Raw genomic sequence first — 24,076 nt, 5'->3', positions numbered from 1 at the left:
ATCCAATCAAGGCACGGATGAATACAATCGCTGACGTTTCGTATCCGGTTATCAAGGCGCAAGCTTTGAGAAAGAAAACCGGTCCGGTAGTGATGGCGGAGGGGTTCCACGCGTACCCATCCCGAACACGACCGTTAAGCCCTCCAGCGCCGATGGTACTTGGACCGCAGGGTCCTGGGAGAGTAGGACGCCGCCGGGCCGGCAAACAGGAAAGAGGAGATCTTTAGCGGATCTCCTCTTTTTGTCGTTGCTTGAGGGAAACGGGAAAGCCCTAAGAAAACCAAGCTTAACAAAGTTGGACCGACGCGGGCCGAGTCCCGTGAGAGTCGAACGCCGCCGGGCCGGCAAACAGGAAAGAGGAGATCTTTAGCGGATCTCCTCTTTTTGTCGTTGCTTGAGGGAAACGGGAAAGCCCTTAAGAAAACCAAGCTTAACAAAGTTGGACCGACGCGGGCCGAGTCCCGTGAGAGTCGAACGCCGCCGGGCCGGCGAACAGGAAAGAGGAGATCTTTAGCGGATCTCCTCTTTTTGTCGTTGCTTTATGAGGTATGGAGAAGCCCCCTCAAGAGGGCTTCTCAGCTAAGGCACCGGTTTGGTTATAGGGAGGTTTGTATTCGTTCGGGTCCAATTCGCCGGATGCGATTAATGTTCCGTCGGCGTCGTAGGCCGTAAGCCGGTAAGGACCTTGATCGTCGACGGGTACGAACGCGAACCAGCCAAGTTGATTCACGGAAGGAAAAACCGTTGCGTTCACCGCGAATCCGTCGCTTCGTTCGATGCGGACGCTTTTGGCGGCGCCGGTTAAAGCGCCATAGAGCATTGGAAACGGAGTCTTCGTATGGAGATACTCGTCGGCGTTGCGCAAATACTCATAGTGCAGCGAATCGTGCCACGGGTCCAGCTTTTCCGAGTACGATCCGCCCATTCCGCCTCCGTCGATCCATATCCACCCTCGCCAGGTAAGGCGCATGTAATCGACTGACATATCGTATTCTAGCTCTTTGAAATAGCGCTGATAGAACACAAGGACGCCGTCTTTCCATGGCTCGACGTCCTGAATTTGCATTTGCCCTTCGGGCAGATCGCGAAATTTCTCGATCGCGCGCTGCAGGTCCATCCGTTCGGAGCTTCCGGCTACTGCAGCTTGGGAAATGTTGCGCTGCCGAACTTGTTCCCAGGCGTAATTCGTGCCGGCCAGGACGATCAGAAGTCCGACGGCAACTCCGCCGAGTGCGAACCAAACCCGGCGACGGCGGCCGGCCGGACTTTTGGAACGAGCGATCATGCTTCGAACTTGCAAAGGGCTTGGGGATAGCCGCTTGGCCGGTCCCGTTCCCAACCTGTCGTACCAATCGGGCCGTTCGGTCGAGTTCATTCTCCCTCTCCTTTCAACCACTCCGTCATGCGCTGTCTGGCGCGGTTCAATCGGGATTTGACCGTTCCTTCGGGAATGCCGAGAAACTCGGCGATCTCTGCCATGGACATGCCGTACTTCGCGCTCAGCAGCAGCGCTTCCCGCAGTTTGCCCGGCAACTGAAGCACCTGACGCCAGATATCGTCGATCTCCTGAACGCGCCAAAATTCGGCTTCCGCCGAAAGCGGATTTCCGCCAAGCGGAATGCGACCGCCTTGAATGAGAAGCCGGAGCAGCCCGGAGCGGCGATTATGGTTGATCACGAGATGGCGGACGATGCGAAGAAGCCAAGTACGGTAAGAAGACTGCCCCCGGAACGTGGAGAGCGACCGGAAGGCGCGAATGAACGTCTCCTGCGCCAAATCCTCGGATGCTTCGCGGTCCCGAGTCAGAACATAAGCATAGTTCCAGACATCGTTCCAGTAAGCGTGGATCAGCTGCTCGAGTTGAGAATCGTCAAGCGCCGCAGCCGCGCTCAGGAATGTATCCTCCAACGGTTTCACCTCACGCCTAATAGACAATCGAAGAACGGGAAAGTTCCGTTTTTGGAGAAAACAAAAGCATCCCGCTCGGGATGCCGATCCATGCGTATAAAGCTACCGGTGATAGTACGAAACTTCCGTCGCTTCCAACCGAATGACGCCGTCCCCTTTGTCGCGCCTCATGCGCCTCAGCAGGGAAAGGCGTGGAGCCAAAAGCCAGAAATGCCAATAGAATAGGGAAACGACCAGCGAGGACGGAGCCCAGGGATAGAACAGGCAGGCGACGCAGCAGCCGACAAGGAACAGATGGAAATGAAGGCGGCGGAACAGCGACAGGTTCGTATCCATCACGGGCAGCGGACCGATCCAGGGAAGGTCGTACCGGAACGCCCATCTTCGCTCGGAGGGGCGGTCGACGCGCCTCAGCGTGATTTTCAGTACGACGGCATGCACGGCGAGCATGAGGAGCAGACCGGCTACCGCATAGAGGAGGCCGAACAGTCCATAGAAGATACCGACGACGGCAACGCCCATTACAGCCGTAGCGACGGCGCTGTATTTGGATTCCGGACGAAGGCCGATCTTGCGAATCAGTTTATAGTGATAGATAATCGGTTCGCGTTCGGTTGAACTTTCCGGCATGCGCGAATACTCCTTATAACACGGGTTCTGAACATTACTATCGGCGTAATTCGCAAAGAATTTGATGTTTTGGCTATCAAACGGGTATATTTTCATAGAGTATGATGCATACTAAAGGCAAAAGGGTATAGAAAGCAGGGATGGCATTGGATCAGGAAGAAACGAGAACCTGCATCATCTGCGGCCAACCGAAGGAAACTGGCATTCATATCGTCAGCGAGTTTATATGCGAGGCCTGCGAGTCCGAGATGGTTCATACGAAAGTGGAAGATGAACGGTATCCTTTCTTTATTCGTCAGCTTCGTCAAATCTGGGTTCGATTTCATGCTTGAATCGCTTAACCGTGGGCAACCCCCCTCCTCCTTTTGAACCGTCCGTCCTCCCCAAACGGGAGAACGGGCGGTTTTTTGTAATGGAACCTAGAGTCCGAACCGAAGCGCCGCTTCTCTTTTCAGAAGCAAAATTTGGTATAATAAGCCATCAGAAAGCCATGATAAGGTTAAGGAGCATTCCATCATGACGTTGAACGCCGACCGAGCCCCTTTGTTTGAAGCGCTGATTCGCCATGCCGGCCGGAAGCCGGATTCCTTCCATGTCCCCGGCCATAAGGGAAAAGCGGCCTGGACCTTGCAAGCGGCGGAGGAACGATATGCGCGGTTTCTGGAAATTGATGTAACCGAGCTGTCGGATACGGACGATCTGCACCATCCGGAGGGCGTCATCGCCGAGGCGCAGAAGCTCGCGGCGGATTGCTTCGGAGCGGAGGAGACGCGCTTCTTGGTCGGCGGCAGCACAGCGGGCAATCTGGCGATGATCCTGGCGGTTTGTCGTCCGGGGGAACTGCTTCTGGTGCAGCGGAACGTACATAAGTCGATCATTCACGGATTGATGCTGGCCGGAGCGAGAGCGGTATTTTTGCCGCCCGAGACGGAGCCGGGCTCGGGCCTCGCCGTCGCGCCCTCCGAACGGACGGTACGGGAGGCGCTGCATCGGTATCCCGAAGCGAAGTCGCTGCTCCTAAGCAATCCGAACTACTACGGCCTCGCCGCCGATCTGTCGAAAATGGTGCAATCGGCGCACGAGCGAGACATACCGGTGCTGGTTGATGAGGCGCACGGCGCGCATTTCGGACAGCATCCGGCATTTCCTCGGAGCGCGCTTCGGTTCGGAGCGGACGCGGTCGTTCAATCGGCCCATAAAATGCTGTCGGCGATGACGATGGGGGCCATGCTGCACATGCAGGGGGAACGTTTGGACCGCGAGTCGGTGCGGAGCCAGCTTCGGATGCTCCAGAGCTCAAGCCCGTCTTATCCGATCATGGCTTCCCTGGATCTGGCCCGCAGGGAGCTTCATACGCGCAAAGCCGAATGCTTCGAACAGGCGCTGCTGGCCTCTTCCCGAATCCGGGAAGGGATCGCTCCGCTTCCCTTTGCCGCTCTGAGCCTGGCGCCGGAGGGAGCTTGGGGCCTCACAATGGACCCGTTGAAGCTGGTCTTGTATGACGAGACGGGAACGCTGGACGGATTCCGGCTCCGGGATGAGCTGGAAAAGCAGGGGTGTCTGGCGGAAATGGCGGACGACCGGTTCGTGGTGCTGGCACTTGGTACCGGAACAGAGCCGTCGGACGGGGAACGTTTGGTCGATGCACTGCGGGCAATCGCCCCGCTGGCGGAGGCGGGAGAAGCAGGCAAACGGGAGAACGGCTGGCAGCGGGAGAGCGAGCCGGAGCAGAGACCCATTCCCGAACCGGTCGCTTTCCGACGGGGAGCCGAAAGGACGGAGACCGTTCGGCTGGAAGACGCGGAAGGAAGAATATCGGGAGAGTGGGTTATCCCTTACCCGCCGGGCGTTCCGGAGCTGTTCCCCGGCGAGCGGATCGAACGCGCCGCGGTAGAACGGCTGCGGCAGTGGCAGAGGAGAGGAGCGCGAATTCAAGGGGCGGCGGACGCGTCTCTGCGTCATTTGCAAGTATGGATCGAATCTTAGTCTACAGGAGGTAACAACCGTGCAGCCTCGCCGCGACATTCGTCGGCGGGTGGTGGTCATCGCCCTTGCGGCGGCGGCAGGGCTTATCCTGCTGCGATTGATGGTTCCTCCGGTCATCGGAGTGGCCGATAACGGGGATTTCGCCCGCGTGATGGGCGTCTCGGGGATCGCCCCGCTGCATTTGGGCGAGCCGTACAAGGACCGCTACTTCGCTTATACCCACACTCTCTATGCTTATGGCGGCTACAAGACAGGAGGATACGTCTCGACTCACGTGCTGCTTGTCGCCATTTCCGGATGGATATCCCGGCTGTTCCACCCGAACGCCTACGATATTCGCTTCCTCGGCGCCTGCTACGCGGCGCTGTTCCTGATCGCGCTGGCGCTGTTCGTGCGATACGCGCCGGCTGCCTCGACCCGCCGCGCGACGGCGGCAATGGCGACGCTGACCGCGGCGGCGCTGATCTTCGTATTCGGAGACAGCGGCTATGTCGCGTACTTCCATTCCTTCTTCGGAGAGCCGTACGCGCTGGCAGCCATGCTGCTCACGGTGGCGGCAGCGCTGTCGTTGGCGCTCTCGGACAAGCCTTCGGGCGGCCTTCTGGCGCTGTTCGTCGGCGCCTCGTTCGCCGTCGCCACCGCCAAGATTCAGTATGCGCCGCTCGGAATCGTCTTTGCTCTGCTGGCCTGGCGGCTCTCGTCGCTGCGGCCGGACCGGAGATGGCGGCGCCAAGCGGCGGCGTCCGCCTGCATTCTGTTCGCCGGGACCATCGGAATGGTCGCGGCCGCTCCGGATCGTCTGGTGCATACGAATCTGTACCAGTCGGTTTTTTACGGCGTGCTGAAGGATTCGCCCGACATAGAGGGGGACATGAAGGAGCTCGGCATTCCCGAGAAATACGCTCCGTTGGCGGGCACGAATTATTTTCAGAAAGATACGGTCATCCCCCAGAGAGACCCGACGCTGCGGCGCGAAGTGCTGGAACGGCTCGGCCATAAGGAAGTGGCGTTATTTTATGTGGAGCATCCTGGGCGGTTGGTGGATAAGATGAAGAAGGCGGCGAAAGCCGGCGCTTCGATAAGGCCCTATTACCTGGGAAATTTCGAGAAATCGACGGGTAAAAGGGCGGGGGCGATCAGCTACCGGTTCAGCGCATGGAGCGAGTGGAAGCATCGATACATGCCGCATACGCTCGGATGGTTCGCCGGCTGCTATGCGCTATATCTCGCCGCCGTGGCCGCATGCTGGCTGCTGACCCGATCCCGGCGGGTTCGGCTGGCCATGGAGACGCTGGCGGTCGTCGCCGCTGCGGGCGCATTCGCTTATGTCGTCCCCCTGATCGGCGACGGGGAGGCCGACCTCGCGAAGCATCTGTTTATGTTTAACGTGTGCTTTGATATGATGGTAGTAAGCGCCTTCGTCGGCGCTTGCTACGGATTGATCCGATTGGTTGAGATACGCAAGGGGTAATGGGTAGGGAGGAGCCATGCGGGTGTCCAAAGGTTTATTCATCACGATCGAAGGCGGAGAGGGCGCGGGCAAGACGACGTTGATCGCATCGCTTCGGGAGCAGTTGGAAGAGACGGGACGCGAGGTCGTGACAACGCGGGAGCCCGGCGGCATTCCGATCGCGGAAGCGATTCGGGACGTCATTCTGCGCAAGGAAAATACGGCCATGGACGCCCGAACCGAGGCTCTGCTCTACGCGGCGGCACGACGGCAGCATCTGACGGAGAAGGTCATCCCGGCGCTGACGAGAGGAGCCATCGTGCTGTGCGACCGGTTCGTCGACAGCAGCCTCGTCTATCAGGGCTACGCAAGAGGGCTCGGCATCGACGAGATCGACGAGATCAACCGGTTCGCGACGGACGGTTGCGAGCCCGATCTGACGCTTTGCCTGGATCTGGATCCGGAGGCCGGACTTTCCCGGATTCGGGCCAGCGGAACCCGGGAGATCAATCGGCTCGACCTGGAAGGGCTGGCGTTTCATCGGCTCGTGCGGGAAGGCTATCGGCTGATCGCGCAGCGTTATCCGCGGCGAATCGTGATGCTGGACGCGAACCGTTCGGCCGACGAAGTCGCCGGAGAGGCATGGACGGCCGTTCGGGCCAAGTTGTGACAATTGCGCGGCGGGCCAAAAGAGGATTTTGACGGATGGACGTCTAATCTATTAAATAGGTAGGAAAAATTACGAAAAACCGAAGGGGGATTGGCAGATGAAACTGTTGATTGCCGTCATTCAGGATAAAGACAGCAACCGGCTGTCGAACGCGCTGATCAAGGAAGGCTTCCGCGCCACGAAGCTGGCCAGTACGGGCGGGTTCCTCCGCGCCGGCAATACGACGTTCCTGATCGGTGTCGAGGACGAACGGATCCAGCAAGTGCTCGACGTCATTCGCGCCAACTGCAAAGTGCGCGATCAGTTGGTCACGCCGGTCTCCCCGGTTAGCGGCGCGGCGGACTCGTATATTCCGTTCCCGGTCGAAGTTCAGGTCGGCGGCGCCGCGGTGTTCGTCGTGCCGGTCGAGCGGTTCGAACATTTCTAATGAAGCTGCGGTGATAAAGTGAAGATCCAGCCCGGATATTATCCGCTGAGCAAGACCGTTCAGCGCAACGATACTCCCGCCCGTCAGACGCAATCGCAGACGTTCGGCGACTACATGCAATTCCAGGAGGAAGAGCGTTCCCTGGAAGATTTGCAGCGCAAGCTGCAGGACATCAGCATGCAGGGCGAGCGTCTGCTGCGCTCGATGACGATTCGCGAGCTGATGCTTTACCGGAATATGGTGAAGGGATTCCTGGAGGATACCGTTCGCCGGGGCGTGAAGCTGAAGGAGACGAGAGGCTGGGACAAGCGCGGCCGGGGCAAGCGGTATAAGATTCTGGAAGAAGTGGACTCGATGCTCCTGGCGATGGGCGAAGAGCTGCTTCTGAGCGAGGAAGGCCGATTGGAGCTGCTCGAGAAAGTGGGCGAAATCCGCGGATTGCTGATCAATCTGCTTTTTTAACGGTTTAGACAACGAGAGGAGGGGCTGGCGAAGATGGCGATGCGCGACGTTCCCGGCCAGCCGCGCGCCCGCGCCCTGCTGCAGAATGCGCTCCGCTCCGACCGGGTGGCGCACGCATACTTGTTCGCGGGTCCGTCCGGAAGCGGCCGGCGCGCCATGGCGTCGGCGTTCGCGCAGACGCTGCTGTGCGAGAAGCGCGGCGAGGACGCATGCGGAGAATGTCTGGCGTGCCGCAAGGTGCTGCACGGCAACCATCCGGACCTGCATCTGATCGCGCCGGACGGCGCTAGCGTGAAGATCGAGCAGGTCCGCGAGCTGCAGCGGGAGCTCTCTTACCGCAGCGCGGGAGCGGGACGCAAGGTGTACGTGATCGAAGGGGCGGAGACGATGACCGTGCAGGCGGCCAACAGCCTGCTTAAATTTTTGGAGGAGCCGCCTTCGCCGGTCGTCGCCATTCTGATCGCGCCGAGCGCGCAGACGATGCTGCCGACGATTCTGTCCCGCACGCAGCTTGTACCGTTCGTCCCCAGCGATCCGCAGGAGCTGGAACAGGCGTTGACAGCGGAAGGGGCCGATCCTCTGGCTGCCCGGGCGGCGGTTCATCTGGCTTCCGGACTGGAAGCCGCCCGGGCGCTCGCGCAAGAGAATTGGTTTGCAGAAACTCGAAACGTAGTGATACAATTAGGCAAGGAGATGCCGTCCCGGTTCCCTGGCGTTCTGCTGACCGCGCAGAAGCAGGTTTTTAAGACGGATCTCGCGGAACATATCGACATCTTGTTGCAAATGCTTGCCTTGTGGTATAGAGATATGATTTACGTAATGACCGGTCGGGAGAATCGGCTGGTATTCCCCGATCAAGCGGAGTGGATCGCGAAGAACGCCTGGAGCCGCAGCTTGGACGGCTGGGTTCGGGCGATGGAATTGGCGCTGACGGCGGTTCGCCGCGTCAAAGCCCACGTGCAGCCGCAGTTGGCGCTGGAGCAATTTCTGGTTAACTCGCGGGAGGGGTAGCGTTGTACGATGTTGTCGGGGTCCGCTTTAAAAAAGCGGGCAAAGTCTATTATTTCGACCCCGCCGAGCATCCGGTTTCCAAAGATCAGCATGTCATCGTCGAGACGGCGCGCGGCGTCGAATACGGAACGGTCGTCATCGGTCCGAAGACGGTTGGCGAGTCCGACGTGGTTCTTCCGCTAAAGAAGGTAATCCGGATAGCGGGCGAGACAGATGCCCGTGCAGTCGAGGAGAATCGGAATGCGGCGAAGAACGCCTTCGCGATCGGATTGCAGAAAATCAAGGATCACCAGCTCAAGATGAAGCTGGTGGACGTGGAATACACGTTCGACCGGAACAAGATCATCTTTTACTTCACCGCCGAAGGGCGCGTCGATTTCCGGGAGCTTGTCAAGGATTTGGCCGGGGTCTTCCGGACCCGCATCGAACTGCGGCAGATCGGCGTACGGGACGAAGCCAAGATGCTGGGCGGAATCGGCCCTTGCGGCCGGGTTCTGTGCTGCTCGTCCTGGCTCGGGGATTTCGAACCGGTATCGATCAAGATGGCGAAGGATCAGAACCTGTCGCTCAATCCGACCAAGATCTCGGGCTTGTGCGGGCGGCTCATGTGCTGCCTCAAGTACGAGCACGACAACTACGAGAGCGCGCGGGAAGAGATGCCTGCCGTCGGCAAGATGGTCGTCACCTCTTTCGGTGAAGGCAAGGTGGTCGGGCTCAACGTAGGTAGCCGGATGGTTCACGTTCAACTGTTCGAGCTCGGCAAGGTCAAAGAATTGTCATTTGAAGACGTCGTGGTGAAGTAACCGTATTCGTATCGACACAACCTGAGGTTTGAGGTGTACGTGGTTGATGAATGACATTTTCCTTCGCGTGGACGAGCTAGAGTCGAATCTGAGCCGATTGAATGCCGATTACGGAGAACTGAAGCTCATGATCAAGGAGCTGCTCGAGGAGAATCAGCGGCTTCGAATCGAGAACCAGCAGCTTCGCAAAGTTCTGAAGCGAGAGACGGTCGACCCTGCGGAGAAGGCGGCGGAAGAACCGGCCGTTGCCAAGAACGAACCTAAGGAGGGTCCGGCCGCGAGCGTCGGAGAAGGTTACGATAATTTGGCCCGGCTTTATCATGAAGGATTCCATATTTGCAACGTCTATTACGGACATTTGCGGATGGAAGGAGACTGCTTGTTCTGCCTGTCCTTCCTGAGCAAGTAATCGATAAGCGCCGACCGACTTCCATCGGAAGCGGGCCGGCGCTTTTTGCATACGGTTCGAAGGCGGTCCGCGCTGGAATCGAGAGCGCGAATCGGGTAAGCTATGGGGCAAGGCCCATGAATGGGAAAACGAGGTGCTGGCGGCGTGGAAAATTCGATCCATTCGTCCGGAGAAGCGGGGAACGGCTTGCGTCCGGGCGAGAGAATCGACGATTTGTTGACCTACGACTTAAAGATCGTTCAGAGCCCGGAGGTGTTCAGCTTCTCGCTGGACGCGGTGCTGCTGGCCCGTTTCGCCGGCTTGCCGCCGCGGGGCCGGGTGCTTGACTTGTGCACCGGCAACGGCGTCGTGCCGCTCTTGCTTACGACGCGTACGGAAGCGGCGATCGACGGCGTGGAGATTCAGCGGCGGCTTGCCGATATGGCTCGCCGAAGCGTCGCGATGAACGGGCTGGCGGACCGGATCCGGATCATCGAGGCGGATTTAAAGGAATACGGAGGTTCGGATGTGGACGGGACGTACGACGCGGTAACGGTCAATCCGCCCTATCTGCCCGTCCAATCCGGGGAGAAGAAGAACAATCCTCATCTGGCGATGGCCCGGCACGAGATCGGCTGCACGCTGGAGGACGTCGTCGCCGCTTGCGCCCGTCTTGTAAGGGAAGGGGGACGGGTGTCGATGGTTCACCGGCCGTCCCGCCTCGCCGATATAATCGTCACGATGAGGAGCATGAATCTGGAGCCGAAGCGGCTTCGCTTCGTCCACTCCAGGCAGGATACGGAAGCGAATATGGTGCTGATCGAAGCGTTGAAAGGCGGCAAGCCGGAGATCCGGCTGCTTCCGCCGCTCATCGTTTACCGCGAAGGGCGGACGTATGCGCAGGAACTGCAGGACGTCTTTTACGGCCACGCGAACGAGCTGAGGCACAGTTCGGCGCCGGCCGCGAACGAGTGGGAGAAAGAACGGGAGGGAGAAGGAGCCGAATGACCGTACGCATGGAGGGTTGGCCGGAGGATGCGGCCGCGCAGAAAAGCTTCGAGAGCCGGGAGAAGCCGGGGCCGGGGACGCTCTATCTGGTGGCGACGCCGATCGGCAATCTGGAGGATATGACGTTCCGGGCGGTGCGGACGCTTCGGGAAGTCGATCTCATCGCGGCGGAGGATACTCGCCAATCTCGCAAGCTGCTGTCCCACTTTGAAATTTCGAAACGGTTGGTCAGCTATCATGAGCATAATAAGGAAGCGAGCGGCCCGGAATTGATCCGGCTTCTTGGGGAAGGGCGGAACCTTGCGCTCATCAGCGACGCCGGCCTGCCGGCGATCTCCGATCCCGGCGCGGAGCTGGTCGCCGAAGCGGTCAAACACGGCATCCCGGTCGTGCCAATTCCCGGAGCGAACGCGGCGCTGTCGGCGCTGATCGTATCGGGATTGCCGACCGACCGTTTCCTGTTCGCGGGCTTCCCGCCGCGCGATCGCAAAGGGCTCAAGCGTCTTACGGAGGAGCTGCGCTCCGAGCCGGGCACCTTAATCCTGTACGAAGCTCCGCATCGCCTGGTCAAAACGCTGCAATCGCTAAGCGAGCCGTGGGGCTCGCGCCGGGTCGCCGTCGTTCGCGAGCTGACGAAGCGGCACGAGGAAGTCGTTCGCGGCACGATCCGGTCCGTCTGCGCATATCTGGAAGCTCACCCTCCCTTGGGGGAATGCTGCATTATAATAGAAGGAACGCAATCGGCAGGCGGCGGCGAAGAAGGCTTGGAAGCGGGACTGGGTGCGGCTTCGGAGGTTTGGTGGGCGGATTTATCCGTGGCAAATCACGTGGAGCGGTACGAAGGGGAAGGCCACGGGCGCAAGGAAGCGATGCGACTTGCGGCAAGAGACCGGGGATGCTCCCGCCGCGATATTTATCAGGCGCTGATCCAAGAGGAAAACCAATGAAAAAAACCCCTCCCGAGGCAAATTCGGGAGGGTGCAGGAGATATAAAAAGGTTAGAATTAACAATTATCAGGTTCCGAATCTATTATAGCATACAATTCTTTAATTTGTCACAGGTGTAGGCAAATCCTTCAAACAATCTCGGCAAACGATTTTGCCTTTGAAATAAATGACGCTCTCCGCATTTCCGCAGAAGATGCAAGCCGGCTCATACTTCTTCAGCATGATGCGCTCTCCGTCCACGTAAATTTCCAGCGCGTCCTTCTCCCCGATGCCCAGCGTACGTCGAAGTTCGATCGGAATGACTACCCGTCCCAGCTCATCAACCTTGCGAACGATGCCCGTCGATTTCATCATTTGGAAAACTCCCTCTTTTCAGGTTAAAATAAGAACGAAATCAGTATCTGCGAAAGAACTGTTATTCGTCATCATTCGACAAATTTCCCGATTTACCGTTATCTATCATACCAACCATTCCCAAATAAGTCAACCTGGTCTTTAGCCTACATTTTGGCGGAAACGCCCGAATATCTTAGTAATAAGGACCTTGTCTATAAACATGGGAGCTTAAATAGCTGCCGCAGGTTAAAAAATAATCATTTACACTAATCGACATTATTCGACATTATTCTTGGTTTCGTGTCGAAAGTTGATAAGGCTTTGGGAGGTGTCCGGCGTGTTGCGCCAGTTGGAGGAAGAGAAGGTATTTAAGGATCCGGTGCACCATTCCGTATTTGTCCAGGATTTGACGATCTGGAAACTGATCAATACGCCGGAATTTCAAAGACTGAGAAGGATTCGGCAGCTCGGCACCACGTACTTAACGTTTCATGGGGCCGAGCACAGCCGCTTTTCGCATTCGCTTGGGGTGTATGAGATCACTCGCAAAATCATCGATCAATTTGAGCGTAATCGATACGGGGATTGGCCGCAAGAGGAAAAGTTGGTAAGTTTATGCGCCTCCTTGCTGCATGACGTCGGACACGGTCCTTTCTCCCATGCGATCGAGGAAGTGTTCCGGACCGACCATGAGAAATGGACCTGCGACATCATTCTGGGGGATACCTCGATTCATCGCGTGCTGCGGGAAGTAAGCGAAGACTTTCCTCGGAAGGTCGCAGACGTCATCTGCAAAACGTACAGCCCGCCGATCGTCGTCAGCCTCGTCTCCAGCCAGATGGACGCAGACCGGATGGACTACTTGCTCCGCGACGCTTACTTCACCGGCGTGCATTACGGTTCCTTCGATTTGGATCGCATTCTCCGGGTCCTTAGACCTTGCCAAGGCCGCATCGTCGTGAAGGAGAGCGGAATGCACGCGGTCGAGGCGTACTTGATGGCCAGGTACCAGATGTATTGGCAAGTGTATTTTCATCCGGTGACGCGCAGCTCGGACATCCTGCTTCGTCAGATTTTCCGAAGAGCCGGCGAACTGTATCGAAGCGGTTACCGCTTCGGCTTCCTGCTGCCGCAGCTGCGGCTTCTGTTCGATGATTCCATGACGGTCGAGGCTTATCTCAGCTTCGACGATTCGGCGGTGCAGACGGCTTTCGCGCAATGGGTCCACGAGAAGGATGAGCTGCTCTCCGACCTGTGCGAGCGGTTCCTTCACCGGCGTCTCTATAAGTACGTGACCGTGGAAAAGTTCGGGCAGCCGCTGCTTGAAGAGCTTCGCCGCCAATGGAAGGATGCGGGGCTTCATCCCGAATACCACCTGGAGATGGACACGCCCGTCGATCTCCCTTACGATCTATACAAGCCGGGAACGCCGGACGCGGCCGAGAAGCCGCCGATTCTCGTCTGGACCGACAAGGACGAGCTGGTCGAAATCTCCACCGTGTCGGACATCATCCGATCCATCGCGGGCAAGCACCAAGGGAAATATTACTTATACTATCCCGAGGATTTAGTTCAACGCGTTGCGCCGCGGCTCAGCCCGGACATTCGCGAACGGTTCCGGTTGTAAAAAAGAGAGGAGTTAGACCTATGCTGATCGACACGCACGCACACCTCGATTCGCCCAAATTCGACGACGATCGTGAAGAAATGATAGAGCGGGCGAGACAGGCCGGAATCGAGGCGATCGTCAACATCGGATTCAATCGCGAGACCATTCCGACGACCATGGAGCTGGCGGAGCGTTACCCGTTTATTTACGCCGCGGTAGGCTGGCATCCGACGGATGCGGCCGACATGAAGCTGGAGGAGGATCTGGCTTGGATCGAACGGTTGTGCGCCCACCCGAAAGTGGTGGCCATCGGGGAGATCGGGCTTGATTACTATTGGGACACGTCCCCGAAGGAGATTCAGCACACGGTGTTCCGCGAGCAGATCCGGTTGGCCAAGCGACTCAAAAAGCCGATCGTCATTCACAACCGCGAAGCCCATGAAGACGTCGTTCGTTTCCTTCGCGAAGAAGGGGCTTCCGAAGTGGGCGGAATCATGCACTGTTTTTCCGGAAGTTGGGAGACCGCCCGTCAATGCCTGGATATGAACTTCTATATTTCGTTCGGAGGACCGGTTACGTTTAAAAATGCAAGAATTCCCAAAGAAGTGCTTGCAAAGGTTCCGGATGACCGTCTTTTGATCGAGACGGACGCCCCTTATTTGGCTCCTCACCCCCATCGCGGAAAGCGAAACGAGTCCGCTTACGTGCGTCTGGTAGCGGAGGCAGCGGCGGAAATAAAAGGAATTTCCGTGGAGGAAATTGGTAAATTAACGATTCAAAACAGCCGCGACTGTTTGGGCATACCAAGATAAAACGTTACCAATGCAAGAAAAATTGTTTTTAGGTTTGTAAAAAGTGATTTTGGGTCAATAAATTCGGAACATGAGCCAAAATTTCCGGAAAAACGGCGTAATTCGTTCTTTGACCCTTCTTTACACCTTCGGGGGCGACAGAGTATGATCATCAACAAGAGTTTTGAATAAGGCATCCCTTTTCCAGTGCGCTTAATCTCCTAACGGAGAACGGGGGACCCGACGCTCGGACCGGAATCGATGAATCGATCCGTCAGCCGTGCGGGTGAGCAATCTTGGGGTGAATGTCGTTCCGTACGTTCTTCGCCAGCCGGCGATCGAACGCTCGCGCGATTAGGGCGGCTCTCTTGCCCGAACCCGACAGCTAACCTCGTAAGCGTGTTAGAGAGAGGTCACCTCGTGCTGCCCATTTCCCTAATCTTCGTTACTTAGCGGAAGCCACGAACAGATCCTCTGTCGTCGGCTTTTTTTGCGCCCTTTTTCGGGGTAACGTTGCGGGAAGAGAAATCTCGGCCGCGGAGTGAACCTATAAAACGACTGGGCAAGGCGGCGAAAATCGTGTGAGGCCGCTCCACACGAATCCGCGCCGTTATCACAAACGGATAGTCGCGTCAGATCAAGCCATGCTTGAGGCAGTCGACGGCGGGGCTATGAAGGAGGACGAGAAAATGGGCGTTGTTCCATTAGGGGACACCCATGATCCACGACCGACCGGCAAGCTTTTCGCAACGCGATGGAAGCACGAGCATTTGCGTTTGATTCTCCTGTGCGCAATACTTTCTTTTGCTCTCACCATCTTTTTTCTCATGCTGATGCGCAGCGCAAGCGCGCACAGCGTAACCGTGGTAGACGGCGGTGCGTCTACCGTGATTCAAACCCGATCTTCCGATGTACAAAGCTTGCTGAAGGAACAAAACATTGCGCTAGGACCGTACGATAAGCTGGATCAGCCGCTGGACGCCGAACTAGGAGAAGGTTCGACCGTCGAAATCCGGCGCGCGGCAAGCGTGACGCTGCTGGCGGACTGGAAGACCGAGACGAAATATACAACAGGGGAAACGGTCAAAGACGCATTAGCCTCGCTCGGGGTAAGCGTCGGTCCGGACGACCGGATTTTTCCGGACCCGGATACGAAAGTATATGACGGAATGAAGATACGGGTCATCCGCGTAACGAAGAGAGTGCTGGAGGCCAAGTATCCCGTCCAGTTTGCCGTCGTCGAGAAGAAGGACGGCACCTTGCAGGAAGGCAGCAAGAAGGTCGTGCAGACCGGCAAGCAAGGAACGGTCGTGAAGCAGTTCGAGAAGGTGTATGAAGACGGCAAGCTGGTCAGCGACAAGATGATCTCCAAGACGGTCGCGCAGCCGGCCGTTCAGAAGGTCGTCGCGGTCGGCACCAAGAAAAAGCCGGCGGTCGTCGCTTTGAGCTATAAGCCCGTGACCTCTTCTGCCGCCAAGACGCTAAAGCTGAACGGGCGGACGATCAAAGTTAAGAACGTGATCAGCAACGTCACTTTGACGGCCTATACTGCAGGTCCCGCCTCGACGGGGAAAGACGTCGGCGATCCGGGCTACGGCGTCACCGCGTCGGGTACCGAAGTGTCGGAAGGACGGACAATCTCTGTCGATCCCGATGTGATTCCGATCGGTTGGTGGGTCTACATCGAAGGTATCGGCTTCCGCCGTGCCGAAGATACCGGCAGCGCGATCAAGGGGAAGAAGATCGACGTTTATTTCGAAAGCGAGAAGTACGCCTACAAATTCGGCAAAAAACGCGGGTATACGGTCTACGTGATCGGGCCCGTCAAGCCTTCGGCGGTCTAGCCGGAGAAGCGAGTGCCCACGGGAGCCCCGAGTTCGGGTGCTGCCGAACCGAAGCGCGAATAGCGGGATGCCGTCTCTATCGCGAATCGGTTTGCGCGGGCGAAGCCGTCGGGCGGCAAGAGGAACGGAAGAGGCCGACTTAGGCCTCTTCTCTGTTTTGTATGGGGCAAGTCATCCGTTCGCCTGCGGTTTCTTGGCGGGCGGCTTTTTTGTTATACTAAGCGAAGTCAATCATGAGGAACGGCGAAAGGATGGAACGGGCGGCGTGATTCGGGAAGTGATCGTGGTGGAAGGCAAGGAAGACACGGTTGCGATTCGCCGGGCGGTCGAGGCGGATACGATCGAGACGGGCGGTTCGGCCGTGAACGAGTCGGTGCTGCGGCGGGTGGAGCTGGCGTACGAGCGGCGCGGCATCATCGTGTTTACCGACCCGGACGCGCCGGGGGAGCGAATTCGCAAGCTGGTGTCGGCTCGCGTGCCCGGCTGCAAGCATGCCTTCCTGACCAAGAGCGAAGCGAGGGGGAAGGACGGCATCGGCGTCGAGCACGCCTCGCCGGCAGCCATTCGCCGGGCGCTGGAAGCGGCGCGAGGCGGCGACGAGCAAGAGGCGGAAACGGGCGGGGCGCAGATCGAGTGGAGCGACTTGCTGGAGGCCGGGCTGATCGTACACGCATCGGCGGCCAAGCGGCGGGAGCGGATGGGCGAGCTGCTCGGCATCGGATATGCGAACGGAAAGCAGTTCTACAAGCGGTGCGTTATGTTTCGCATTACGCCGGAGGAGTTCGCGGCCGCGCTGCAACAATTGGAGAGGGAAGGAATTTGACGCCATGACCAAACCGCAGGCAAGAGCCGGAACGGATATCGCGACGCCGGGACGGACGAAGGATATTATCCGCAAGCACGGATTTACGTTCAAGAAGAGCCTCGGCCAGAATTTTCTGGTGGACCAAAATATTTTGGACAAGATCGTGGAGGCGGCGGACCTCGGACCTTCCAGGGGCGCGCTGGAGATCGGCCCCGGCATCGGAGCGCTGACGGAACGGTTGGCGCGGGAAGCGGGACGCGTCGCGGCCCTGGAGATCGACCCCCGGCTGCTTCCGATTCTTCGGGATGTGCTGGCCGATTATAACAACGTCAATATCGTTCATGCGGACGTGCTCAAGACCGATCTGCACCGGTTGTGGCAGGAGCAGTTCTCCGGCTGCGAAAGAGTCAGCGTCGTCGCCAACTTGCCTTACTACGTGACGACTCCGATTATCATGAAGCTTCTGGAAGAACGGCTGCCGCTGGACGCGATCGTCGTTATGGTGCAGAAGGAAGTCGCCGAACGGATGGCCGCGTCTCCGGGCGGGAAGGAATACGGTACGCTCAGCATCGCCGTCCAGTATTACTGCGAGCCGGAGCTTGTCTGTTCCGTGCCCTCCGGCGCTTTCATCCCGGCGCCGAACGTCGATTCCGCCGTCATCCGTCTGAAGCGGCGCCCCGAGCCGGCGGTCCGGGTGTCCGACGAGGCGAGCTTCTTCCGCGTCGTTCACGCTTCGTTCGCCCAGCGCCGCAAGACGCTGAGCAACAATCTGGCGGCGCTGGCCGGCAAGGACCGCAAGGCCGAGCTGGCGGGACTGCTCGAGAGCTGCGGCATTAAGCCGGAGAGACGCGGGGAGACGCTCTCGCTGGAGGAGTATGCCCGGCTGACGGAAGCATTGGTCGGAGCGGGAATGCTGGCATGATCTTGTCTTCCGTGCACCATGTGCCCATCGCCTCCATACGATAGACGAAGAGGTGATTTGCCCATGAAACAGGGAGACCTGGTCGTCCGCAAATCTTATGGCGGTGACGTGTTATTCCGAATCGCGGGGTTGAACGACGCGATGGCGCTGCTGCGCGGGACGGACTACCGTCTGCTCGCCGATTCGCGCATAGACGATCTAGAACCGGTGCGGAACCCGGACGAGCTTGGCGGAACCCGCCGAGCGCGCATTCAAGCTCATCAATCGGTTCGGCGAATGCAGGAGGAGCGGGCGCATTTCGGCTCGGCTTATGCGTCCGCGAAAGGACCGAATCGGCGTACTTACTTTGAAATGCCCGGCAAGGTGCTCCATCTGGACGGAGATGTGCATTATTTGCGGAAAAGCATGGCCGTCTACTATCAGCTCCAGGTGCCGGCGGTCGGCGCGCATTGCCACGAATCCCAGATGCCTTCAGTGCTGGCTCAGCTTCTGCCGCAAGTCCGTCCCGACATCGTCGTCATTACGGGGCATGACGGCGTCTTGAAGCATCGGGAGGATTGGGCTCAACTGGGAAGCTACAAAAACTCGGCCAACTTCGTCAAGGCCGTACACGTCGCACGCGATTACGAGAAGCACTTCGATTCCATGATCGTCGTGGCCGGCGCCTGCCAATCCCACTTCGAGGCGCTGATTCAAGCCGGCTCGAACTTCGCCAGCGCGCCGGGCCGCATCATGATTCATGCGTTGGACCCGGTATACGTGGCCGTACGATGCGCTCTGACCCCGTTCCGCGAGCCGATCGACATCGCCGATGTCGTTGCCGGTACGATCAGCGGGCAGCAGGGAGTCGGGGGAGTGGAGACGATGGGGCGCTATCGGATCGGCGTTCCCAATCTGCAAACGGCGATTCCGTCGGGCGCCAACGTCATGTGAATGGGCATGGCCCCCAATTTCTAAAAAAATCATAAGAATAAGAAAAACATTATTGACAGTAATTCAGCGCGACTGCTATAATATTTGATCGTTTGACAAACCACCTCTTTTCCGTTATAATGGACAGGGAAAGAGGTGGTAGTGGATCATGGCCAGGAACGCGCTTATCGAGATCAAGCGAAGCTTGGAACCTCACGTTGGATCCAAAATCATGCTCCGCGCCAACGGAGGCCGCCGCAAGACTGTGGAACGTACGGGCGTGCTGGAGGAAATTTACCCTTCCGTGTTTATCGTCAAGCTGGATCAGGAACAGAATGCTTTTAAGCGAGTGTCTTACAGCTATGCGGATATTTTGACCGAATCGGTTGAAGTGATGGTTTGCAACGACGAGGGACAGGTCCGCATTAACTTCCTGCCGCATTAAGACGTTTGAGATTAAGGGCAGCCGCGCAGATCGCGCGAGCTGCCCGTTTTTATTTTCGCCGCGGATTCCGCGCATCTCCCTCCGAATGAGGGCGGCTCCGAACGGGCATCCTATAGCCGGCGCCGCTATAGGCGCTCACTACCGCGAAGGGGGCGGCACGGATGACTCGCAGAAGAAGCATGATGTCCGAGCAGTTCAAGGCGGAGCTGGCCAAGGATCTGGGGTTCTACGACACGGTGCAGAACGAAGGCTGGGGCGGCATTCGCGCCAAGGACGCCGGCAACATGGTGAAGCGGGCCATTCAGCTCGCGGAACAGAATCTGGCGCGCGATAAGCGATAGAACGTTCGAGAAGAGAAGCGGCCGACCCCGTTAGACGGGAAGGGCCGCTTCTTTTGCCAATGGAAGGCCCTGTGGGGTCCAAAGGCGGTTCGGGCGCGCGGCCATGCGGTTTAATCGCAATTCCTCCGGGGGTTTGTTATAATATGTAAAGCTTTTTTAACCGACAGGTGATGATGACAAATGAAGGTATACGAGAAGGCCCCGGCCAAAATCAATCTGCTGCTCGACGTGCTGCGCAAACGGGAAGACGGCTATCACGAAGTGGAAATGATCATGACGATGGTGGACCTGGCGGACCGGCTCGAGATGTCGGAGCTGCCGCGGGACCAGATCGTATTATCCAGCCACGCCGGATTTATTCCGTTGGACGAGAAGAACTTGGCTTTTCAGGCGGCCAGGCTGATCAAGGAACGTTACGGCGTGAGCCGCGGCGTCTATATTCATCTGGACAAGCAAATTCCGGTGGCCGCGGGCCTCGCAGGCGGAAGCAGCGATGCGGCGGCGGCGCTGCGCGGGCTGAACCGGCTGTGGAATCTTGGGCTGTCCGTCGCCGAGCTGGAAACGCTCGGAGCCGAACTGGGCTCCGACGTGCCGTTCTGCGTCAGAGGCGGCACCGCCATCGCCAGAGGACGCGGCGAAGCGCTCGAATCGATCGAGAGTCCGCCGCAGTGCTGGGTCATTCTGGCCAAGCCTCCGATCAACGTGTCCACCGCGGACGTTTACGGCAAGCTTCGGGCGAACGAGCTTGACCGGCATCCATCCGTTCCCCGTATGCTGGACGCCATTCGCGGAAGATCGTTCCCGGACATGTGCGCGGCGCTGGGCAACGTGCTGGAATCGGTGACCCTCCACCGCTATCCGGAAGTGCGGCAGATCAAGAACGTGATGAGCCGCCTGGGGGCGGACGGCGTCCTGATGTCGGGAAGCGGACCGACCGTCTTCGGGCTCGTGTCCAAGGAATCGAAGGTGCCCCGTATCTATAACGGGCTGCGCGGCTTTTGCAAAGAAGTGTACGCAGTTCGGCTGCTTACATAAATGGATTCGGCGTCGAAACGTTCGGTCTGACGGAATGTGTTAGCTTAATTATCACGAACAGCCGCCGCTTCTTGCCCAAAACCGGATAAAAATGTTATGATGAAGGTATATTATTCGGATTTGGACGGGAGAGACGATTCGTGAAAAAATTGAAACGCAGCGCGCGCCTCGTGGAGATGACCCAATATCTGTTGTCCCGTCCCCATACGTTAATTTCTTTGACGGCTTTCGCCGATCGATATCAGTCCGCCAAATCCTCCATCAGCGAGGATTTGGCGATTATCAAGGAAGTTTTCGAAGGCGAGGGAATCGGAGAGCTGCACACGCTTGCGGGCGCCGCCGGCGGCGTCCGGTTCATCCCGATGTGCCGCAAGGATCAGGCGCTGGACCGGATCGGGGGCATCTGCCGGCAGCTGGAGCAGCCGGACCGGCTGCTGGCGGGCGGTTATCTGTACATGACGGACTTGCTCGGGCAGCCCGCGCTGCTTCAGGAAGTCGGCCTCATGTTCGCCACCGCGTTCGCCGGGCGGGATATCGATGCCATCATGACGGTGGAGACCAAAGGAATTCCGCTCGCTCACGCGACTTCCCTCTATCTCAACGTTCCGGTCGTCATCGTCCGGCGGGATCACAAGGTGACCGAGGGTTCGGTCGTCAGCATCAATTACGTATCCGGCTCCAACAAGCGGATTCAGACGATGTCGCTGGCACGGCGGGCGCTGCGGGAGCAATCCCGCGTGCTGATTATCGACGATTTCATGAAAGCCGGCGGAACGATTCAGGGAATGGTCGATCTGCTGCATGAATTCCGTGCCGTGGTCGCGGGCGTCGGCGTCTTCGTCGAATCCGGCGAGGTCGACAACGAAGAGCGGCTGCTGCACGATTACATTTCACTGGCCCGCCTGACCGAGGTGGATCTGAAGAGCCGCCACATTACGGTTCAACCGGGTAATTTTTTCAAGGAGGAACGAACATGAGCTTACGTATCGTATCGACGACGAACGCGCCGGCGGCCATTGGGCCCTACTCCCAGGCCATGCGGGTCGGCAATCTGTTGTTCACATCCGGCCAGATTCCCCTTAAGGCCGACGGCCAACCGGTTGGCGGCGGCATCGTGGAGCAGACGAGCCAGGTGCTGGACAACCTGGAAGCCGTGCTCGCGGCCGAAGGGGCGACGCTGTCCGATGTCGTGAAGACGACGGTGTTTCTGAAGGACATGAACGATTTCGCAGCGTTCAACGAAGTGTACGCTTCCCGTTTCGGAGACCACAAACCGGCCCGCTCGACAGTGGAAGTCGCCCGGCTGCCGAGGGATGTTTTTGTCGAAATTGAGCTTATCGCGGCGATACCTGTCGATAACCGAAGCAATTAAAAAATAATTTCAAAATACTGATGATTTTTTCCAATAATAAGAAGGAATTTGCACGATAATGTGGAATATTACACCAAGTCTTCTGATGAGGCAAAGGTGGTGAACACAAGTGCAAATTACAGATGTGAGACTCCGCCGCGTTAATTCCGAGGGGCGCATGAAAGCCATTGCTTCCATCACCATCGATAACGAGTTTGTCGTTCACGACATTCGCGTCATCGACGGAAACAATGGGATGTTCGTGGCCATGCCGAGCAAACGGACTCCCGACGGAGAATTCCGGGACATCGCTCACCCCATCTCTTCCGGCACGCGCGAGAAGATCCAATCCGCCGTTCTGGCGGAGTACGAGCGGGCGGCGCAGGACGAAGAAGTTTTAGTTGAAGGCGCTTAACTGGTTCCAAAAAGTAGCAGCTTGCGTATATTTGTTGAAAGAGGGCCGAAATGGGGCTCTCTTTTCATTTTTGGCGGAATAAGCTATGATTCTGTAGAGATTGCGAGCCTGATGCGATTCCGGAAGGAGATCTGCCCTTATGATGAAACTTGCGATTGTCCTGGCCGCGGGTCAAGGCAAACGAATGAAATCGAAGTTGTATAAAGTGCTTCACCCCGTCTGCGGAAAACCGATGGTCGAACACGTGCTGGATACGGTTCGGCAAGCATCCTGCGAGCGCGCGGTCGTTATCGTCGGCCATGGGGCCGAAGCCGTTCGGTCCCGCTTGGGCGACGATGTGGAATACGCGATGCAGGAGCAGCAGCTCGGAACGGGCCATGCGGTTCTGCAAGCGCAGCCCCTGGTCGGGAACGCCGACGGCGTCGCTATCGTCATCTGCGGAGATACGCCGCTCGTGACGGCCGAATCGCTGAAGGCGATGGCCGAACAGCACGAGCGCAGCGGAGCGGCGGCTACGGTTATGACGGCGGAGATGGAAATTCCGGCCGGCTATGGCCGGGTGGTCAGAGGCGGCGCGGGAGAAGTGCTTCGCATCGTAGAGCAGAAGGACTGCAGCCCGGAAGAAGCGGCGATTCGGGAGATCAATACGGGAACGTACTGTTTCGATAACCGCAAGCTGTTCGCGGCGCTCGCAAAAGTGACGAACGGGAATGCGCAGGGAGAATACTATTTGACCGACGTGATCGGCATCCTTCGCGGAGAAGGCGAGCTGGTCGCCGCTTACCGGACGGGCGACCCCGCCGAAGCGATCGGCGTGAACGATCGCGTGGCGCTGGGGGAAGCCGAGCGGCTCATGCGGCGCCGGATCGCGATCAAGCATCAGACCGGAGGGGTGACGCTCATCGACCCGGAGCATACGTACATCGAAGCCGACGTGACGATCGGCTCCGATACGGTTATCTATCCGGGCACGTCGCTGCGCGGACGCACCGCGATCGGCTCGGATTGCACGATCGGGCCATCGGCCGATCTTCTCGACACCCGGGTGGGCGACGGCTCGACGATCCGCCAATCGGTCGCCGACCAGGCGGAAGTGGGCGAGAGCTGCGCGGTCGGACCGTTCGCGTATTTGCGGCCGGGGACCAAGCTCGCCGCGAACGTGAAGGTAGGAGACTTCGTGGAGCTGAAGAATGCCGTGGTCGGGGAAGGAAGCAAAATTCCCCATCTCAGCTATGTCGGAGACGCGACGGTCGGGCGGAACGTCAACATCGGCTGCGGGGCGATAACCGCCAATTACGACGGTTATAATAAGTCGCGCACGGATATCGGCGACAACGCGTTCATCGGCAGCAATGTGACCTTGATCGCGCCTGTAACGGTGGGCAATGATGCCTATGTGGTGGCGGGCTCGACGATCACCCACCCTGTCGAAGCGGGCGACGTGGCGATCGCGCGCGAGCGGCAGGTGAACAAGGCGGGTTATGCGGAGAAGCTGAGAATCCGCGCCCGGGCCAAAAAAGACCGCGACCAATAAGATCAAGCTGCGTAAATATAGTTAATAAACACTCGAAAGCGGGTG

General features: G+C 58.2%; 28 protein-coding genes, 1 rRNA gene and 1 riboswitch. Of the genes, 25 read left to right on the top strand and 4 right to left on the bottom strand.

Annotated elements, in window-relative coordinates:
* The first annotated feature begins 82 nt into the window (after positions 1–82).
* Positions 83–199: ribosomal RNA gene (rrf, locus tag H7C18_RS21040) — 5S ribosomal RNA — on the top strand.
* A 363-nt stretch (positions 200–562) separates the two neighbouring features.
* Here the strand turns inward: rrf and H7C18_RS21035 are convergent.
* The 3 genes from H7C18_RS21035 to H7C18_RS21025 form a co-directional block, all read right to left on the bottom strand.
* Positions 563–1,375, bottom strand: coding sequence for a hypothetical protein (locus tag H7C18_RS21035; RefSeq protein ID WP_185131075.1), 813 nt, complete (start codon positions 1,373–1,375; stop codon positions 563–565).
* The gene (locus tag H7C18_RS21030; RefSeq protein ID WP_185131074.1) at positions 1,372–1,908 is read right to left on the bottom strand and encodes an RNA polymerase sigma factor; all 537 of its coding nucleotides are present in this window, start codon (positions 1,906–1,908) and stop codon (positions 1,372–1,374) included. The genes H7C18_RS21035 and H7C18_RS21030 overlap by 4 nt, the downstream gene beginning before the upstream one ends.
* A gap of 102 nt (positions 1,909–2,010) precedes the next feature.
* Entirely contained in the window at positions 2,011–2,538 is a 528-nt protein-coding gene (locus tag H7C18_RS21025; RefSeq protein WP_185131073.1) for a transposase, read from the bottom strand.
* Positions 2,539–2,678: 140 nt separating this feature from the next.
* Between H7C18_RS21025 and H7C18_RS21020 the strand changes: the two genes are divergently transcribed.
* From H7C18_RS21020 to rsmI, 11 genes are all read left to right on the top strand, one after another.
* The gene (locus H7C18_RS21020; protein WP_185131072.1) at positions 2,679–2,870 is read left to right on the top strand and encodes a sigma factor G inhibitor Gin; all 192 of its coding nucleotides are present in this window, start codon (positions 2,679–2,681) and stop codon (positions 2,868–2,870) included.
* 184 nt (positions 2,871–3,054) lie between these two features.
* Positions 3,055–4,524, top strand: coding sequence for an aminotransferase class I/II-fold pyridoxal phosphate-dependent enzyme (locus H7C18_RS21015; RefSeq protein WP_185131071.1), 1,470 nt, complete (start codon positions 3,055–3,057; stop codon positions 4,522–4,524).
* A 19-nt stretch (positions 4,525–4,543) separates the two neighbouring features.
* The gene (gene wsfD / locus H7C18_RS21010) at positions 4,544–5,995 is read left to right on the top strand and encodes a glycan biosynthesis hexose transferase WsfD (RefSeq protein WP_185131070.1); all 1,452 of its coding nucleotides are present in this window, start codon (positions 4,544–4,546) and stop codon (positions 5,993–5,995) included.
* A 16-nt stretch (positions 5,996–6,011) separates the two neighbouring features.
* Complete coding sequence (gene tmk / locus H7C18_RS21005; RefSeq protein ID WP_185131069.1) at positions 6,012–6,644, top strand: dTMP kinase; 633 nt, start codon at positions 6,012–6,014, stop codon at positions 6,642–6,644.
* Between the two features lie 97 nt (positions 6,645–6,741).
* Positions 6,742–7,071 (top strand): cyclic-di-AMP receptor, encoded by a 330-nt coding sequence (locus H7C18_RS21000; RefSeq protein WP_185131068.1) that lies wholly within the window; start codon positions 6,742–6,744, stop codon positions 7,069–7,071.
* Positions 7,072–7,089: 18 nt separating this feature from the next.
* Positions 7,090–7,533, top strand: coding sequence for a DUF327 family protein (locus H7C18_RS20995; RefSeq protein ID WP_185131067.1), 444 nt, complete (start codon positions 7,090–7,092; stop codon positions 7,531–7,533).
* 33 nt (positions 7,534–7,566) lie between these two features.
* Entirely contained in the window at positions 7,567–8,544 is a 978-nt protein-coding gene (holB, locus tag H7C18_RS20990) for a DNA polymerase III subunit delta' (protein WP_185131066.1), read from the top strand.
* A 2-nt stretch (positions 8,545–8,546) separates the two neighbouring features.
* Positions 8,547–9,347, top strand: coding sequence for a PSP1 domain-containing protein (locus H7C18_RS20985; RefSeq protein WP_185131065.1), 801 nt, complete (start codon positions 8,547–8,549; stop codon positions 9,345–9,347).
* A gap of 46 nt (positions 9,348–9,393) precedes the next feature.
* Complete coding sequence (locus H7C18_RS20980; protein ID WP_185131064.1) at positions 9,394–9,756, top strand: initiation-control protein YabA; 363 nt, start codon at positions 9,394–9,396, stop codon at positions 9,754–9,756.
* A 144-nt stretch (positions 9,757–9,900) separates the two neighbouring features.
* A complete protein-coding gene (locus H7C18_RS20975; RefSeq protein ID WP_337913847.1) occupies positions 9,901–10,743 on the top strand; it encodes a tRNA1(Val) (adenine(37)-N6)-methyltransferase in 843 nt (280 codons plus the stop codon).
* The gene (gene rsmI / locus H7C18_RS20970) at positions 10,740–11,690 is read left to right on the top strand and encodes a 16S rRNA (cytidine(1402)-2'-O)-methyltransferase (protein WP_185131062.1); all 951 of its coding nucleotides are present in this window, start codon (positions 10,740–10,742) and stop codon (positions 11,688–11,690) included. Before H7C18_RS20975 ends, rsmI begins: the two co-directional genes overlap by 4 nt.
* Positions 11,691–11,790: 100 nt before the next feature.
* Here the strand turns inward: rsmI and H7C18_RS20965 are convergent, their stop codons facing one another.
* The gene (locus tag H7C18_RS20965; RefSeq protein WP_185123473.1) at positions 11,791–12,045 is read right to left on the bottom strand and encodes an AbrB/MazE/SpoVT family DNA-binding domain-containing protein; all 255 of its coding nucleotides are present in this window, start codon (positions 12,043–12,045) and stop codon (positions 11,791–11,793) included.
* Between the two features lie 319 nt (positions 12,046–12,364).
* Here H7C18_RS20965 and H7C18_RS20960 point away from each other — a divergent pair, with 319 nt between their 5' ends.
* The 13 genes from H7C18_RS20960 to glmU all read left to right on the top strand — a co-directional run bounded on the left by H7C18_RS20960 (position 12,365) and on the right by glmU (position 24,031).
* Positions 12,365–13,654 (top strand): HD domain-containing protein, encoded by a 1,290-nt coding sequence (locus H7C18_RS20960; RefSeq protein WP_185131061.1) that lies wholly within the window; start codon positions 12,365–12,367, stop codon positions 13,652–13,654.
* Between the two features lie 20 nt (positions 13,655–13,674).
* Entirely contained in the window at positions 13,675–14,448 is a 774-nt protein-coding gene (locus H7C18_RS20955; protein WP_185131060.1) for a TatD family hydrolase, read from the top strand.
* Between the two features lie 179 nt (positions 14,449–14,627).
* Positions 14,628–14,842: riboswitch (cyclic di-AMP (ydaO/yuaA leader) on the top strand.
* Positions 14,843–15,071: 229 nt separating this feature from the next.
* Positions 15,072–16,271, top strand: coding sequence for a ubiquitin-like domain-containing protein (locus H7C18_RS20950; RefSeq protein WP_337913842.1), 1,200 nt, complete (start codon positions 15,072–15,074; stop codon positions 16,269–16,271).
* Positions 16,272–16,536: 265 nt separating this feature from the next.
* On the top strand, positions 16,537–17,094 hold the full coding sequence (rnmV, locus tag H7C18_RS20945) for a ribonuclease M5 (RefSeq protein ID WP_185131058.1): 558 nt from the start codon (positions 16,537–16,539) through the stop codon (positions 17,092–17,094).
* 4 nt (positions 17,095–17,098) lie between these two features.
* Positions 17,099–17,998: a 16S rRNA (adenine(1518)-N(6)/adenine(1519)-N(6))-dimethyltransferase RsmA gene (rsmA, locus tag H7C18_RS20940; RefSeq protein WP_238357850.1), complete on the top strand. Its 900-nt coding sequence runs from the start codon at positions 17,099–17,101 to the stop codon at positions 17,996–17,998.
* Positions 17,999–18,061: 63 nt separating this feature from the next.
* Positions 18,062–18,931: a sporulation peptidase YabG gene (gene yabG / locus H7C18_RS20935; RefSeq protein ID WP_185131056.1), complete on the top strand. Its 870-nt coding sequence runs from the start codon at positions 18,062–18,064 to the stop codon at positions 18,929–18,931.
* A 148-nt stretch (positions 18,932–19,079) separates the two neighbouring features.
* Positions 19,080–19,355 carry a biofilm formation stimulator Veg gene (veg, locus tag H7C18_RS20930; protein WP_185131055.1) on the top strand — a complete coding sequence of 92 codons (276 nt, stop codon included), beginning with the start codon at positions 19,080–19,082 and terminating at the stop codon, positions 19,353–19,355.
* A 161-nt stretch (positions 19,356–19,516) separates the two neighbouring features.
* The gene (locus H7C18_RS20925) at positions 19,517–19,696 is read left to right on the top strand and encodes a small, acid-soluble spore protein, alpha/beta type (RefSeq protein WP_185131054.1); all 180 of its coding nucleotides are present in this window, start codon (positions 19,517–19,519) and stop codon (positions 19,694–19,696) included.
* Positions 19,697–19,876: 180 nt separating this feature from the next.
* Entirely contained in the window at positions 19,877–20,731 is an 855-nt protein-coding gene (gene ispE, locus H7C18_RS20920; RefSeq protein WP_185131053.1) for a 4-(cytidine 5'-diphospho)-2-C-methyl-D-erythritol kinase, read from the top strand.
* A 140-nt stretch (positions 20,732–20,871) separates the two neighbouring features.
* A complete protein-coding gene (purR, locus tag H7C18_RS20915; protein ID WP_185131052.1) occupies positions 20,872–21,708 on the top strand; it encodes a pur operon repressor in 837 nt (278 codons plus the stop codon).
* A complete protein-coding gene (locus H7C18_RS20910; RefSeq protein ID WP_185131051.1) occupies positions 21,705–22,103 on the top strand; it encodes a RidA family protein in 399 nt (132 codons plus the stop codon). Before purR ends, H7C18_RS20910 begins: the two co-directional genes overlap by 4 nt.
* A 109-nt stretch (positions 22,104–22,212) precedes the next feature.
* On the top strand, positions 22,213–22,497 hold the full coding sequence (gene spoVG, locus H7C18_RS20905) for a septation regulator SpoVG (RefSeq protein WP_027092136.1): 285 nt from the start codon (positions 22,213–22,215) through the stop codon (positions 22,495–22,497).
* 139 nt (positions 22,498–22,636) lie between these two features.
* Positions 22,637–24,031, top strand: coding sequence for a bifunctional UDP-N-acetylglucosamine diphosphorylase/glucosamine-1-phosphate N-acetyltransferase GlmU (glmU, locus tag H7C18_RS20900; protein WP_185131050.1), 1,395 nt, complete (start codon positions 22,637–22,639; stop codon positions 24,029–24,031).
* Positions 24,032–24,076: the final 45 nt, after the last annotated feature.

This window comes from Cohnella zeiphila, assembly GCF_014212055.1.
In the GTDB taxonomy this organism is placed as follows: domain Bacteria; phylum Bacillota; class Bacilli; order Paenibacillales; family Paenibacillaceae; genus Cohnella; species Cohnella zeiphila.
Note: the sequence above shows the minus strand (reverse complement) of the source record. Positions and strands in the feature narration are given on the sequence as shown.